The 14133-nt window shown below is 55.6% G+C and carries 15 protein-coding genes; 10 read left to right on the forward strand and 5 right to left on the reverse strand.

Annotation, left to right across the window (positions count from 1 at the left end):
• The first annotated feature begins 386 nt into the window (after nt 1-386).
• Nucleotides 387-1729 (forward strand): IS3 family transposase gene (locus SIB38_RS08765; RefSeq protein WP_412550264.1). Its coding sequence is split into 2 segments (ribosomal slippage): nt 387-714 and nt 714-1729, totalling 1344 coding nucleotides; the frame shifts between segments, so codons are not numbered across the junction.
• Here the strand turns inward: SIB38_RS08765 and SIB38_RS08770 are convergent.
• The gene (locus tag SIB38_RS08770; protein ID WP_412551818.1) at nt 1674-1949 is read right to left on the reverse strand and encodes a hypothetical protein; all 276 of its coding nucleotides are present in this window, start codon (nt 1947-1949) and stop codon (nt 1674-1676) included. The genes SIB38_RS08765 and SIB38_RS08770 overlap by 56 nt on opposite strands.
• A gap of 216 nt (nt 1950-2165) precedes the next feature.
• On the opposite strand from SIB38_RS08770, the gene SIB38_RS08775 reads away from it, so the two are divergent.
• Nucleotides 2166-2921, forward strand: coding sequence for an IclR family transcriptional regulator (locus SIB38_RS08775; protein ID WP_412551819.1), 756 nt, complete (start codon nt 2166-2168; stop codon nt 2919-2921).
• Nucleotides 2922-2965: 44 nt separating this feature from the next.
• On the opposite strand, the gene SIB38_RS08780 is transcribed toward SIB38_RS08775, so the two are convergent.
• Genes SIB38_RS08780 through SIB38_RS08790 form a run of 3 tightly spaced genes read right to left on the reverse strand, consistent with a single transcriptional unit; the run spans nt 2966 to nt 6114 of the window.
• The gene (locus SIB38_RS08780; protein ID WP_412551820.1) at nt 2966-4468 is read right to left on the reverse strand and encodes a malonate--CoA ligase; all 1503 of its coding nucleotides are present in this window, start codon (nt 4466-4468) and stop codon (nt 2966-2968) included.
• Nucleotides 4465-5724 carry a malonyl-CoA decarboxylase gene (locus tag SIB38_RS08785; RefSeq protein WP_412551821.1) on the reverse strand — a complete coding sequence of 420 codons (1260 nt, stop codon included), beginning with the start codon at nt 5722-5724 and terminating at the stop codon, nt 4465-4467. The genes SIB38_RS08780 and SIB38_RS08785 overlap by 4 nt, the downstream gene beginning before the upstream one ends.
• Nucleotides 5725-5727: 3 nt before the next feature.
• On the reverse strand, nt 5728-6114 hold the full coding sequence (locus tag SIB38_RS08790; RefSeq protein WP_412551822.1) for a YciI family protein: 387 nt from the start codon (nt 6112-6114) through the stop codon (nt 5728-5730).
• Between the two features lie 86 nt (nt 6115-6200).
• Between SIB38_RS08790 and SIB38_RS08795 the strand changes: the two genes are divergently transcribed.
• From SIB38_RS08795 to SIB38_RS08825, 7 genes are read left to right on the forward strand one after another with little or no spacing between them, the layout of a single operon-like run.
• On the forward strand, nt 6201-7061 hold the full coding sequence (locus SIB38_RS08795) for a fumarylacetoacetate hydrolase family protein (protein WP_412551823.1): 861 nt from the start codon (nt 6201-6203) through the stop codon (nt 7059-7061).
• The gene (locus tag SIB38_RS08800; protein WP_412551824.1) at nt 7058-7723 is read left to right on the forward strand and encodes a malonic semialdehyde reductase; all 666 of its coding nucleotides are present in this window, start codon (nt 7058-7060) and stop codon (nt 7721-7723) included. The genes SIB38_RS08795 and SIB38_RS08800 overlap by 4 nt, the downstream gene beginning before the upstream one ends.
• 12 nt (nt 7724-7735) lie before the next feature.
• Nucleotides 7736-8191: an OsmC family protein gene (locus SIB38_RS08805; protein ID WP_294118344.1), complete on the forward strand. Its 456-nt coding sequence runs from the start codon at nt 7736-7738 to the stop codon at nt 8189-8191.
• Between the two features lie 33 nt (nt 8192-8224).
• Nucleotides 8225-9295, forward strand: coding sequence for a C4-dicarboxylate TRAP transporter substrate-binding protein (locus tag SIB38_RS08810; protein ID WP_412551825.1), 1071 nt, complete (start codon nt 8225-8227; stop codon nt 9293-9295).
• A gap of 33 nt (nt 9296-9328) precedes the next feature.
• Nucleotides 9329-9889, forward strand: coding sequence for a TRAP transporter small permease (locus tag SIB38_RS08815; protein ID WP_294118342.1), 561 nt, complete (start codon nt 9329-9331; stop codon nt 9887-9889).
• A complete protein-coding gene (locus SIB38_RS08820; RefSeq protein ID WP_294118341.1) occupies nt 9886-11193 on the forward strand; it encodes a TRAP transporter large permease in 1308 nt (435 codons plus the stop codon). Before SIB38_RS08815 ends, SIB38_RS08820 begins: the two co-directional genes overlap by 4 nt.
• Before the next feature lie 9 nt (nt 11194-11202).
• On the forward strand, nt 11203-12069 hold the full coding sequence (locus tag SIB38_RS08825) for a dioxygenase (RefSeq protein ID WP_412551826.1): 867 nt from the start codon (nt 11203-11205) through the stop codon (nt 12067-12069).
• A 36-nt stretch (nt 12070-12105) separates the two neighbouring features.
• On the opposite strand, the gene SIB38_RS08830 is transcribed toward SIB38_RS08825, so the two are convergent.
• Nucleotides 12106-12792, reverse strand: coding sequence for a GntR family transcriptional regulator (locus SIB38_RS08830; protein ID WP_294118339.1), 687 nt, complete (start codon nt 12790-12792; stop codon nt 12106-12108).
• Nucleotides 12793-13074: 282 nt separating this feature from the next.
• On the opposite strand from SIB38_RS08830, the gene SIB38_RS08835 reads away from it, so the two are divergent.
• Nucleotides 13075-14106: a LacI family DNA-binding transcriptional regulator gene (locus tag SIB38_RS08835; protein WP_294118338.1), complete on the forward strand. Its 1032-nt coding sequence runs from the start codon at nt 13075-13077 to the stop codon at nt 14104-14106.
• The last annotated feature ends 27 nt before the right edge of the window (nt 14107-14133 follow it).

A 14133-nucleotide genomic window follows, 5' to 3' on the forward strand; every position in this document is an offset into this window, starting at 1 on the left:
CTTCATGCGATTCTTCGGGTTTCGTTCACTTGGGCTGCAAACTCGATTGTGGTGAAGTTCGGTCGATGCGGTTATTGCCGGATCGCCGCTTTGCTGAGAGTTGTAGGCTGGCTAGCAAACGACAAATGGGTCGAAGGTCTATGGCGCCGCTCTGGCCGAGGGGCGCCAACTTTGTTTCGAACCAAGGGCAGAAATTCTGTCCCCGCTGAGACTGGTTCAAGTTGGTGTGACAGCCCCATTATGCTGTTGAGGTTGGAGGTGGTTTTTGAGTCGATGCGATAGTGAGGGCCTTGGGGTAGCTGTCTGACGTCAGCACCTATGGGTCCAATTAGGGTGATTTGATAAGGGAGAGTTTCTGGCTCATCGTAACCACTAAGGAGTGGAAGATGAGAAAGACTACGAAGAGCCCTGGCGAGAAGATCGTTAAAGATATCAAGCGCGCCACCCGTAAACAGTATTCGGCGGAAGAGAAGATCCGTATCGTCCTTGATGGTCTTCGTGGCGAGGACAGCATAGCTGAACTGTGTCGCCGCGAGGGGATTTCTCAAGGCGTTTACTACAAATGGTCGAAGGACTTCATGGAGGCCGGTAAGAAGCGGCTGGCGGGCGATACAGCGCGTGCCGCAAACACTGACGAGGTGAAAGAACTGCGCCGCGAAGCAAAGGATCTCAAGGAGGTTGTCGCGGAGCAAACATTGGAACTGCGTCTTCTCAAAAAAAGCATGACAGGCGATGGGGGCGACCACGAATGAGGTATGCCGCATCCGAGAAGCTGGAGATCATCCGGTTGGTTGAAGAAAGCCATCTGTCAGCGCGTCGTACATTGGCCAAACTGGGTATCCCTCGCACCACATTCTACCGTTGGTACGACCGATACCTGCAGCGCGGGGAGGCTGGTCTTGAGGATCAGTCTCCCAAGCCCAAACACGTTTGGAACCGCGTTCCAGACGAGGTGAAGCGCAAGGTCGTCAGCTTCGCCTTGAAAGAGACAGAGCTGTCACCCCGCGAGTTGGCGGTGACCTTCACAGACCAAGAACGGTACTTTGTATCGGAATCCACAGTGTATCGCACGCTCAAGGCACATGACCTGATCACCAGCCCAGCATTCATCGTGCTGAAAGCCGCGAATGAGTTCGAGCATAAGACAACGGCCATCAACCAGCTTTGGCAGACCGACTTTACCTATCTCAAGGTTCTGGGGTGGGGCTGGTTCTATCTCAGCACAATCCTGGACGATTACAGCCGCTACATCATCTCGTGGAAGCTCTGCACGACCATGCGGGCGGAGGATGTGACTGACACGCTGGACTTGGCTTTGCAGGCGTCAGGGTGCGATCAGGTCCACGTTGTCCACAAACCGCGCCTACTCAGCGACAACGGCTCCAGTTACGTCTCGGGTGACCTGGCTGAGTGGCTGCAGGACAAAGGCATGAAACATTCACGTGGAGCGCCGTATCATCCCCAGACGCAGGGCAAGATCGAGCGTTGGCATCAAACTTTGAAGAACCGGATCTTGCTGGAAAACTATTTCCTGCCCGGCGATCTCGAAGACCAAATCGAAGCCTTCGTCGATCATTACAATCACCAGCGATATCACGAGAGCCTGAAAAACGTCACACCAGCCGATGTCTACTTCGGACGTGACCAAGCCATTCTGGAACAACGAGAAAGGATCAAACGGAAGACATTCGAAGCGCGACGCTTGCATCACAGTCAACGCGCAGCATAATCAAACCGACCCGATGAGCCGAACACTCTCTTAGTTCACGCCGCTTTTGGTTCCAAAAACTTTGACGACGGACAATGTAGTGTTTCCGGTCGATCTGCACGTCTTTGAAATAAGGCCAGTTTGGGCACTGGAATCCGTAGCGGTGGCTGAGGTTGTAGAACTCCAGCCCCATGTCGTTGTCTGTGTTTGCCTGAAACTCGATGCCGCGAATTTCTACCATTGGGCACACCTCCTCTGTTCGCCGAATTCGGCGTTTTTGCTGTCCAAAATGTCCGGGTGGCTCCTCCCACCTGTCTCGCATAGTGATGCGCGTGCACCGCAATGCGGTCAATGGTAAAAATCACAATGCGGTTGACATGAACCGCATGGCGGTACAGTAATGAGCAAATGATCGCCGAGGGCGATGCAAACAGATTTGGCGCTGAGGATATTCCAAGTGACTGAAGTTGAAGACAAAAATGTGAGATCCGGCATTCAAGTCATTGCCCGTGCAGCGGCCATTTTGCGGGTTCTGAAAAAAACACAAACCGGATTGAGCCTCGGTCAGATCGCAGAGCAAGTGGGTTTGCCCCGTTCTACGGTACAGAGAATCACAAGCGCGCTGGTGGAGGAAAACCTCGTGATCAGCGCGTCGCAGGGGCGCGGGCTTATTCTGGGGCCTGAGTTCGGCGCTTTGGCCAATGCGGCGCAATACAACATTGTAGAGCACTGCCGCCTTTTACTGACGGAACTGACGCAAAAGACCGGTGAAACCACAGACCTTGCGGTGATGCGTGGGATTGGCATGGTGTTTCTGGATCAGGTGCCCGGGACCCACCGTTTGACAACTGTGTCTCAAGTGGGGGAGGTCTTCCCGCTGACGACCACCGCAAATGGCAAGGCGTGTTTGGCAGCCTTACCCAATGATGAAGCTTTGAAGTTGGCCCAGAATGAATGGGACCGAAACGGTGTGACTGTGGAGGTTTCTCGGTTCTTGTCAGAGCTGGATCGCGTGCGCGAAACCGGCTTGGCTTACGACTTGGATGAGCATTCTGGAGGGGTGTCCGCGATAGGGTTCGCATTCCGGGATTGGGTCGGGGATTTGCACGCTATTTCTGTGCCGGTGCCGTCTTCCAGATTTGAAAAACAACGGAATCTCATTGAGCGCGCGCTGCGAGAAACAGCTGACCATATTCAGGCAACATTTGAATAGCGGGACGGCGTGCCGCCCCGCGCCGCCCACTTTTGGTGCGCTGGCTAAGTTGAAAACCGGTCGCGCAGCAGGTTTTTCTGCACCTTGCCCATAGTGTTGCGCGGCAGTTCAGACAGCAGTTCGTAGCGTCGCGGATGTTTGAAGCGTGCGAGTTTTTTGGCGACGGTGTCGGCAAAGACACTCTCGGGAACCTCAGCGCCACTTTCCAAAACGACTGCGGCCACAACCGCTTCTCCAAAGTCAGCGTGGGGCACGCCAAACGCGGCGGTTTCCTCAACGCCCTCTATGTCATTGAGAACCGCTTCGATCTCTTTGGGGTAGATATTGTAACCGCCAGAGATAATCAGATCTTTCTGACGCCCGACGATATGCACATAGCCGCCCGAATCGACCATGCCCAAATCACCCGTGATGAAGAACCCGTCCTCGCGCAGCTCTTCGGCGGTTTTCTCTGGCATGTTCCAATAGCCGGCAAACACATTGGGGCCGCGAACTTCGATTATGCCTACTTCGCCGTCTGGCACTGTTTCTGAGCTGTTCGGCGCGGTAATGCGAACCTCAGTGCCCGGCAAGGGGAAGCCAACGGTGCCGGCGCGGCGTTCACCGCTATAAGGGTTCGACGTGTTCATATTGGTTTCTGTCATGCCGTAACGCTCCAGAATGCGATGGCCAGTGCGCTGTTCAAATTCACTATGTGTTTCAGCAAGCAGGGGGGCGGAACCGGACGTGAAGAGGCGCATGTTGGCACAAGCCTGCTTGGTGAACCGCGGGTCTGACAGCAGGCGGGTGTAGAAAGTGGGCACCCCCATCATCAGAGTGGCTTTTGGTAGGCTTGAAAGGACGGTGTCCACATCAAATTTCTGCATTAGCCGTACCTGAGCGCCAGCAAGTATCGCTGTATTCATCGCCACAAAGAGACCGTGGGTGTGGAAGATTGGCAAGGCGTGGATCAGGCGATCCTGATTGGTGATTTGCCAAAGGTCGGTCAATACCTCTGCATTGGACAAGATGTTGCGATGGGTGAGCATGGCGCCTTTGCTGCGCCCAGTTGTGCCTGACGTGTAGAGCAGGGCGGCCAAATCTTCGGGCCCACGAGGCACGGTTTGAAAGGTGTCAGAAGCATTGGTAACTTGTTCTGTCAGGCTGCCCCGACCACCAGAATCCAGTGTCAAAATGCGCGCGCCGCAGGTTTCGGCCACTGGCGAGAGCGCGTTCACTGATGCGGTTTCGCAAACGATCACAGTTGGGGTGGCGTCGCCAATGAAATACTGCATCTCATCTGCGGTGTAGGAGGTGTTGAGGGGAAGGTAGACGCCGCCTGCCTGAAGGGTTGCACCATATAGTGCCAGAGTTTCCGCGAGTTTGGGCGCTTGAACAACAACCCGGTCCCCCGGCTTTAAGCCTGCAGAAACCAGTGCGTTTGCTGTTTTGGCCACCAGCGTCACAAAATCCGCGTAGGAGAGGATCGCCCCGTCGTTTGTTTCTAGTAAAGGTGCGGGGTTGGAAGAGTGCGTCCCCAGCAGGGCGTCAAATAGGATGTTGGTCATTTCGAAGTCTCGGTTTTCTGAGTGTTCAGGCGTTGCCCCATGCTGCGGGCTTTTTGTTGCAAGGCGCGAGATGCGGCGATGGTGTGATTTAGGGCGAAGCTCTCGTGGTTTCGCTCTGTTTGGCTGAGGTCATAGAGGTAGTTCACCATGACACCGCCGGATTGCGCTTTGCCTTTGTCGGTGGTGTCAGCTTCCTCGTGTACCGCGTGGATCAACGCACCATTGCCAAGGTGAAAGCGGGCGACGGGATCATAGGGGAAGCCGTCTTCGCGTCTGGCGTTGAGCAAGTAGTGGGCCGCCAAGTCAGTGTCGACTGGCAGTGTCTCCAGCGATTGCTGCGCTTGCCATTTGCGCAGCAGCGGGATCGGAGACAGGGTCACAAAGGTTTTGAGATGAGGGAGCTGAGTGCTGAGTTCCGAGGCCACTTGTTTGATCAGAAGGTTGCCAAAGCTGATGCCTGCGAGCCCTTGTTGGCAATTGGAAATGGAATAGAAGACAGCGGTCCGCGCGGCGTCGATGTCTAGCGTCTCACGGTCTTCTGCCAGCACGTTTTGGATGGAGCCGGGAATGTCTTTGGTCAGCGCGACTTCGACAAAAATCAGAGGATCCTCTGGCATGGCAGGGTGAAAAAACGCGAAGCACCGTCGGTCTTCCGGATGCAGACGGCGGCGCAAGTCTTCCCAATCCTTGATCTCATGCACAGCCTCATAGGCCACAATCTTCTCAAGGATGTTGGCTGGCGTGGACCATGTGATTTGCCGTAAAACTAGAAAACCTCGGTTGAACCAGCTGGTCAGCAAGTGCACCAGATCGAGATCTGTGCGCCTCAGGTTCGGATCGTCTCTTACATAGTCCAGTAAGTCGACGCGCATTTGAACCAATGCGGCGGTCGCGCCTTCGGCCTGATTGAGGCGGCGGAACAGTTCCTGGCGACGCGGTTCCGCGGCCGTCACCAAAGCGGCGAAGTTTTCCGGAGTGGGGGCCTCATCATACTGTGCGGCGAGTTCTTTGATTTGCGCCGGGGCCACGTCCCAAGCGTCATTCAAGTGGGTAAAGAAGGCGTGTTTGCCAGCTTCGTCCATGGATTGATACCGCGCCAGTAGGGCTGCTGCGATACGGCGGCCTGAGACCTGTCCTTCGGTGGACAGCAAGGCTTCGCAGAGTTCCGCAATGGAGCGGTCGTCCAGATCGTTGCTGCTTTTGCGTAGGTCGAGCAGCCCGGCGAGAAAGTCCGAAACGCTTGTTGGTTTGGCCACGGGCTACCTCAGCGTCACAGACTTTGTGGATAGGCCAACGGACAGCGACAGGCTGCCTTCGTTGATGAGCCAACGTCGGAGTGTATAGGTGCGCGCGCCGGTTTTGTGCATGGGGTCGCCATCTGCCATGGCGCGGGCCTCGTCCAGCGACTCAGCGCGGTAAACGAGCATGCCAGTGCCTTCCATGAGGTCGCCGCTGAGATCGGAAAGTGGGCCTGCAAAGGCCAGATTGCCTGCGATCTCCATGTCCCATTGATAGGCCAGATGGTCAGGCAAAACGTCCGGAACTGGCGGGCCGTCCGCGGAAGGGGTTGATTCAACGATAAATAATTCCAGCGCGAGTGCCCCTCTCTCGCGGGCGTGTGCTTTGTACTCTTCCCATTTCGGCATGTTTCGCCCTTTCTGACAAAAATATCGATATTTATTGACACTAGCATAAATAATCGGCAATGGTGAAAAAAAGCTAGGGGAAAACGATGAGATTCATTGTTGGTAAAACGGCCGGCGCGGCTGGCGTATTTGCGGTGCAAGGAGACGCAGCCAAAAAGCTTCCGGGTGTGGATGGCGACTTGATGCAGTTGATTGAAAACGGGGGCGCAGCGCCAGCCTTTGACGCAATCGATACGGCGCCGGTATCGGTAGATGCGATTGAGCCGGCGCTGCCCATAGCCAATCCGGGAAAGATCATCTGTCTTGGTCTTAACTATGTCGATCATATCAAAGAAGGTGGGTACGACGTTCCAGAGTATCCGGCGCTGTTCATGCGTGGCCGCAATTCCATCATGCCAGCCGGGGCGCCGATGGTGCGCCCGTCCTGTTCTGAGAAGCTCGACTATGAGGTGGAGCTCATGTTGATTGTTGGCAAAGGCGGTCGGCATATTCGTGAGGAAGATGCGCTCAACCATGTGTTTGGCTACACATTGTTCAATGATGGGTCTGTACGGGATTATCAGCGCAAAACCCATCAGTGGACGCCGGGTAAAAACTTCGATGACACAGGTGCGATTGGGCCCGTGGTTGTGACGCCTGATGAACTGCCGGAAGGTGCGGTGGGTCTGAAGATTGAGAGCCGCGTCGGCGATGAGATCCTACAGAGCGCGACAACCTCTGACATGATGTGGTCCGTCGCCCGAACCATCGCAACCATTTCTGAATATACCACGTTGGAGCCGGGTGATTACATCGCCATGGGCACACCGCCAGGTGTTGGACACGCCAAGACGCCGCCACGCTGGTTGCGGCCCGGGGAAACCGTAGAGGTTGAAATCGAAGGTATTGGTATTTGCGCAAATCCGATTGTGGACGAAGCTGACGTGGTGGCGAGGGCCGCTCAATGACCGCTCTGGTTGGGGATGACTTGGAGCGCGCGCGGGCCGAGGCCCAGGCCTCTGTCCGCGCTCTTAGAGGTCGAAAATCGGAACTGGATGGTGACAGTATTGATGTGATCCTTGCCGATGCCCGATCGCATTATGCTTGGCAAAATAAGCCGGTGTCAGACGCGCTTTTGCATCGTCTCTATGAGATCACGGCGGCTGGTCCAACAAGCATGAATACCTGCCCCGCACGCTTTGTGTTTGTCAAAAGCCAAGAGGGCAAGGAGCGGCTGGCCAAGTCGTTGAAGGACAAAAACATCGACAAGATGATGGCTGCGCCGGTGACGGCGATCATCGCCCATGATTTGGAATTCTGGCGCTACCTGCCGTTCCTGTTTCCACATGAAGATCGCCGCCCATATTTTGAAGGCAAACCTGAGCACAGTGAAACCACCGCGTTTCGCAATGGCACGTTGCAGGGGGCGTACTTCATGATTGCAGCACGGGCGCTTGGACTGGACGTTGGCGCCATGAGCGGGTTTTCAAATGCAGTTGTGGATGAAGAGTTTTTTGCCGGAACCACACTGCGGTCAAATTTCCTGTGTAACCTTGGCTATGCGGATGAAGCCGCGCTGTTCCAGAAGCTGCCGAGGTTTCCGTTCGAACAAGCCTGCAACTACGCGTGAGGATCTAACTCTATGGCCATTCGTCAAAAGACTGTTGTGACGATCAAGATGTCTGGTTTTGCCAGCAGTCATAGCCATTGCGTCGTGCATACACGCGACCTGTCGCTGACCATTGACGAGCCTGTGGAGCGGGGCGGGACCAATCTTGGGTTTTCGCCAACCGAAACAGCCTATGCCGCCTTGGTCGGTTGCACCAACACCATCGGGCACAAATGTGCGGCCAAGTTGGGCGTCGACGTTGGGCATCTCGAGTTTGAGATGGAGATCGATTTCGACCGGCGCGGCGTGTTGTTGCAGGAAGAGATCGAGGTGCCGTTCAAAGCCATTCGTCTGGACGTGATGTCAGACGGGGCTGCCAGCGCAGAGGAGTTGGCGCAGGTGGCGGCGGAAACCGAAAAATACTGTGCCGTTTCAAAGATGTACAAAAATGCAGGCACAGAGGTGGAGGTCAGTTGGACCAAAAAATGACCTCGTAAATTTGAACCATCCAGGGAGGAGACGATGGGAATGATTAACAAAGGACTGGCGCTGGGCGCATTGATGGCCGGATTGGCTGCAGCCCCGGCATTTGCACAGGAAACCATCAAAGCAGTTGTTATAGACGGGTATCCGGCGCGCGCGCTTTGGGTCAAGGAATTCACCAATTTCTTCATCCCAGAGGTGGACAAAAAGCTCGCCAAGACCGGCAACTACAAAATGGACTGGCAAGAGAGTTATGGTGGTTCGATTGTGAAGCCCAAAGGTGTGCTCGAAGGGGTCAAACTTGGCCTTGGTGACATTGGCATCGTGACCACGATTTTCCACAGCTCCAAACTGCCCTCTCAGGCGATTTCTGCGGTGACGCCTTTTGTGGCAGCGGATGCGCGTGCGGTGGCCAAGGCGGTGGACGAGATCGCCAAAGAATACCCAACAATGCAGAACGAGTTTGCCAAACAAAATCAGGTCTACCTGGCGACTGGCGTGGTGCTGGACACCTATCAGGTATTCTCCAAGGAACCTGTGAGTTCGGTGAGTGACATGGAAGGTGCCAAGGTTGCCGGCGCCGGTATGAACTTGCGCTATCTGGAAGGTATCGAGGGGGCCGCTGGCGTACGTGGGGGGCTTACTGACTTTTACAACATGCTCGACACGGGGCTGGTGGACAAAGCCATGCTGTGGCCAGAAGCGGCCAAGACCTTCAAAATCGCGGAAGTGGCCCCTTACATGCTGCGGGCAGACCTGGGCGCAGTGAACTCCAAAACCATCACAGTGAACAAAGACTACTGGGAAGGTTTGCCGGATGAAGTCAAAACCGCCCTGCAAGAGGTCGCGGTGATGTATCGGGATCACGTGGCTGGTATTGCCATGGATCGCGCTGCAGAAAGCCGGGATTCTTACGCCGCGGCAGGCGGCACCATTGTTGACGTGACCACCGAAGACCGCGCCAAATGGGCGGCAGCGATGCCAAACATTGCGGCGGAGTGGGCCAAGACGTTGGACGACAAGGGGGAGCCAGGCAGCGAGATGCTCAGCGCTTACCTCGGCAAGCTCGAAGCCGCTGGCTACACCGGCGTGCGCAACTGGACCGAGTGATCGGCTGATCCAAAAGACTGAAAGGGCCTGACTGTGACGACCTCTGTTTTTGGCAAGACACTCCGGGCCCTTTCCGGAATTGCCAGCACCACCGCAATTGGCGCCAACGCCATTGGCACGCTGGTGGTGCTGGGCCTTGTCCTGATCGTGAACTTTGATGTGGTGGCGCGGGGTGTGTTCAACGCGCCGTTCCGTGGGGCTTATGAAGTGGTGCAATTTGCCATGGTGCTGATTGTATTCCTTCAGCTGCCGGATGTGGTGCGGGTAAATAGACTAACTCGCTCGGACGGGTTCCTGGTGGTGATTGGCCACAGGTTTCCGCGCTTTGCCAATATACTGCGCCACGTCATCGACACGATCAGCGCGATCTTCATGACACTGGTGGCGATTACCATCTGGCCCGAGTTTCTGGAGATGCTGGACACACGTGACTATTTTGGCGTGCCGGGCATTTTCACAGCGCCGTGGTGGCCTATCAAGCTCACCATTTTTGCCAGCGCGACCCTTTGTGCGGTGCTCTTTGCCTTCAAAGTTCTTTCCCCTGCTGAAAAATCAGAGCTGATCCGTGCTCCCGAACATGAGGACAAAGAATGAGTCCGCTTGAAATTGGCATGGCCTCTGTCGTTGCCATTGTCGTCCTGATTTACCTCGGGATGTATATTCCGATTGCGCTGGGCGTGGTGTCCTTTGTCTCCATCTGGCTGATGCGGGACAACTTCGATCTGGCGATGAACCTGTTGAAGATCGCCGTTGGGGACAGTGTGATGGAGTACACGTTTGCCACGGTGCCGCTGTTTACCTTCATGGGGCTTGTGGTGTCCAAAGCCGGGCTCGGCGCAGACGTTTATGACGTCATGAGTACCGGCTTTCGGCGGGTAAAAGGCGGCATTGGCATGGCCACGGTTGGGGCCAACGCGGTGTTTGCCGCCGTGACCGGCAGCTCCATCGCCTCCGCTTCTGTGTTCTCCAAGGTGTCCGTGCCGCAGATGCTCAAGTACGACTACAACCCGCGCTTTGCCGTTGGGGTGGTCGCCGGGTCTTCGGTTTTGGGTATGATCATTCCGCCGTCGGCCATGCTGATCATCTACTCCTTCGTGGCTGAGCAATCTGTGGGAGAGATGTTCCTAGCCGGTGTCGTGCCGGGCCTCATGTTGGCGGTGGCCTATGTGGGCGCGATTTTCTTCATGGGGCGGTTCTTTCCGAATTTTGTTGGCGGGCGTCCGGCAGAAGACTTTGAGGCGATGCGCTGGGGTGAGATTGCCTCCAAGACATTGCCGACCGTGGGGCTGATCTTTGTTGTTCTGGGTGGCATCTACACCGGGTGGCTAACGCCTGTGGAGGCCGGGGCCACAGGATCGCTTGTTGCGCTTCTGATCGCGCTTGTGCGCCGCCGTATGACCGCCAAAGGGTTCTGGGAAGCGCTGCTCGAGACCGGCTATATCACCGCGTCGATCTTGTTTTTGATCACCGCGGCGTCGATTTACAGCCGTATGCTTGGTCTCGCGGGCTTGCCAAATGAGTTGGGCGACATGCTCGCCAACAGCCATGCCAGCTTCTTCACTGTGATGCTGTTGTATGTCCTGCTGATGCTGTTCCTCGGCACGCTTTTGGATACAGCCTCGATCATCCTGATCGTTGTGCCGCTGTTCCTGCCTTTGGTAGAGCCGATGGGGCTCAGCCTGGTGTGGTTTGGCATCATCACCGTGGTGGGCGCCGAAATCGGCCTGCTGACGCCGCCGCTCGGTATTTCCTGCTTTGTGATCAAAGCCACGCTGAACGATGACCGCATCTCGCTCAAAGATGTGTTCCTCGGCGCGCTGCCCTTTGCGGGTGTGATGCTGATCGTTCTTATCCTGCTGATCCGCTACCCGGCGCTCAGCCTCGCTATTCTGAACTAGGAGGCGCCCATGCGCTCTGTCACCAAAGACAATATAACCGACGTTTTTACGTCCTATTTTGGCGATGACACGGACCCGCGCGTCAAAGAAGTGCTTTCGGCTTTGGCGCGTCACATCCATGACTTTGCCCGGGAGGTGAACTTGACCCACGACGAGTGGCGGGTTGGGATCGACTTTCTGACGCGGGCAGGGGAGATAACCACCGCTGAGCGTCAAGAGTTTGTGTTGCTGTCCGATGTCATGGGCCTGTCCTCGCTGGTGGATATGCTGCACTCCACTCCGGAGGCCACCAGTTCCTCCGTGCTTGGCCCATTCCATGTGTCCAATCCGCCGCCGCTTGCGGTTGGGGGGGATATGAAGCGGGATTATGAAGGTGAAACCGTGCTCGTTGAAGGAACCGTGCGTGATACGGATGGTAATGCGATCCCGGGCGCCCAGATCGACATTTGGCAGACTGCACCGAACGGGATGTATTCCAGCCAGGACCCGGAGCAGGACATCCATTCGTTCCATGGGCTGATGACGGCGGATGAAAATGGACGCTACGCGTTCACCACGGTGCGACCCGTGGAATACACTGTGCCCTCAGGTGGGCCGGTTGGTGATATTCTCAATGCGGCCGGGCGGCATCCGTGGCGCCCATCACACTTGCATTACATCGTGACCGCCGATGGCTTCCGCTCGCTGGTGACGGAAGTGTTCCCGGACGATGATCCTTATCTGGATCAGGATACGGTGTTTGGTGTGCGCGAGGACTTGGTCATGACCTATGTCCCGCAGCCTGCTGGCAGCTTCCCAGATGGGTTTGAACTGTCCGGCAAGGTCAATGGGCCCTACGCGCGGGTCGACTTTGATCTGGTATTGGCGAAAGCTTGAGCAGTGTTGGCCTGTCCTGAGGGGCGGGCCGACTGCCTACTCTGGGGTGTCAAACTGCGCCGTCAGGAAGTCGCCGGTTTGCCGATAGTGTGAAATCAAGCGTTCCACCGCCAGATTGGCGTTGCGTTCGACGGTTGCCGCCAAAATGTCCGCGTGTTCGTTGCTGACGTCCCGCTTTTGATAGCCCGATGCGCGTCCCGCGAGATAGCGGTAGCGCACATTGAGATCATACAGTTGGTTGCAAAACTTGAGCAAAATTGGGGAGTCACAGGCGGAAAGCAGTGCCATGTGAAAGGCTTTGTGGCGCTCTTCAAAGGCTTCCACATCGTCCCGGTTCTGCCGCCCCATACGGTGGTGGGCGAGGACAAGGCTTTCCTCCCAGTTTTGATTGCCGGAGGTAATGCTGCGCCGAAGGGCCATCTCTTCCAGGTGACAGCGCAGCATCAGGATCTCTTCGAAATTGCCGCGGCTTGCAGAGGCTGTCCGAAACCCGCGCTGATCAAGTCGTTCAACCAGTTGATCGCTCACCAAAAGGCTTAGTGCTTCGCGGACAGGAGAGGCCCCGGTGTCCAGCGTCTTTCGCAATGTGTCGATTTTAAGTTTCTCGCCAGGGGACAACTCCCCGATAACGATCATTCGACGCAACGCTGCATAAGCTTGCTGCGTGGCGGATCCGGTTTCGCCAGTCGGCTTAACTGGCGGTGTTTCGACTGGATTAAACATAACTTAAAAATATCGAAATTGTGGATCTTCGCAATGAAAAATCGCAAATTTGGGATACTGTTTTTGCTTCGAGAGCAGAGAAAAATGCGAGGGCTGGCTTCCGATCAGTCAATGCTGTCTAGAACAATTTTCGCCTCAAGGGAATGGTGCGCGGGGCGTGCGCGCCTGAGTCCCGCTGTGTGGTGAACTAACTTTCCGGGCGTCAAGTTTCAGATGTCTTTGACTGGCGTTTTACATTAGTTTTGGAAGCGAACGCGCGAATTTGCGCCAGAAGGACAGGCAATGAGCGAGCCCAAAATCAAAAACATGGAAGACTTCGCTGCGATCAGCGGGATTTCCCGGCCAACGATTTCGAAGTATTTCAACGATCCGGAGAGCGTGCGGAAAACCACGCGTGCGCGCATCGAAGCGGCATTGGAGCAATATAATTACCGACCCAATATTTATGCGATCAATCAAAACCGAAGGCAGACAAAAAACATCGGTCTGGTGGTGCCCAATCTGACCGATCCGTTTTTTGCCGGTATTGCTCGGACAATGGAAGGGATGATTTTGAAGGCGGGATTTAACCCACTGTTGCTGAGTTCCCACGCGGGGCCAGAGCAGGAAATCGCCAACCTGGACAGTTTACGCGCGATCAAGCCGGCAGGGGTGCTTTTGGCCCCATTGGGACGCGCGTCTGACACTGCAAAGGTGGCCGAGTTCGCAGAGGAAGTTCCGACGGTTCTTTTTGATGCCAATCTGGAAGGGGTCGGGGAGGCCTTCTTTGGTTCCGACAATGACCAAAGCATTGAACTGATTGTCGAATACCTGTGCAGAACCGGGGAGCCTCCGGTGTTTTTTGAAATGAAGTCTCCTATCAACCCAAACGCATACAAACGGCGAGCAGCCTATGTCGCGGCAATGGAACGTTTGGACCAGAAGCCACATTTGATCCAGACAGATGGCGAGGGCTGGGACTTTGAGGAGATTGGATTTCGCGAAGGCACACGGTTGATTTCCAATCGCCTGCTGCCAACCAACACAGTGCTGTGTTCCAATGACCGTTTGGCGATTGGTTTTTTGTCCGCTGCCTATGAAAACGGGTTGCGCGTTGGTTTAGGCGCAGGCAGTGCGTTGCGCGTGGCGGGGCACGATAACCATCCGTTCTCGCAATACACCTGTCCGTCGTTGACCACGGTTTCTCAAGACTACGATTCCATTGGGGCGAGGAGTGTGGAGACACTTTTGAGGCTAATTGAGTCGAGGCAGCGTGCGACAACGCGGGATGTTACATTATTTGAGGGGCGGTTGATTATGCGCGGCTCTGCGTAATGCATTGATTAGTCTCATGTAATTATA

Source organism: Shimia sp. MIT910701 (genome assembly GCF_047126315.1).
Classification (GTDB): Bacteria; Pseudomonadota; Alphaproteobacteria; order Rhodobacterales; family Rhodobacteraceae; genus Shimia.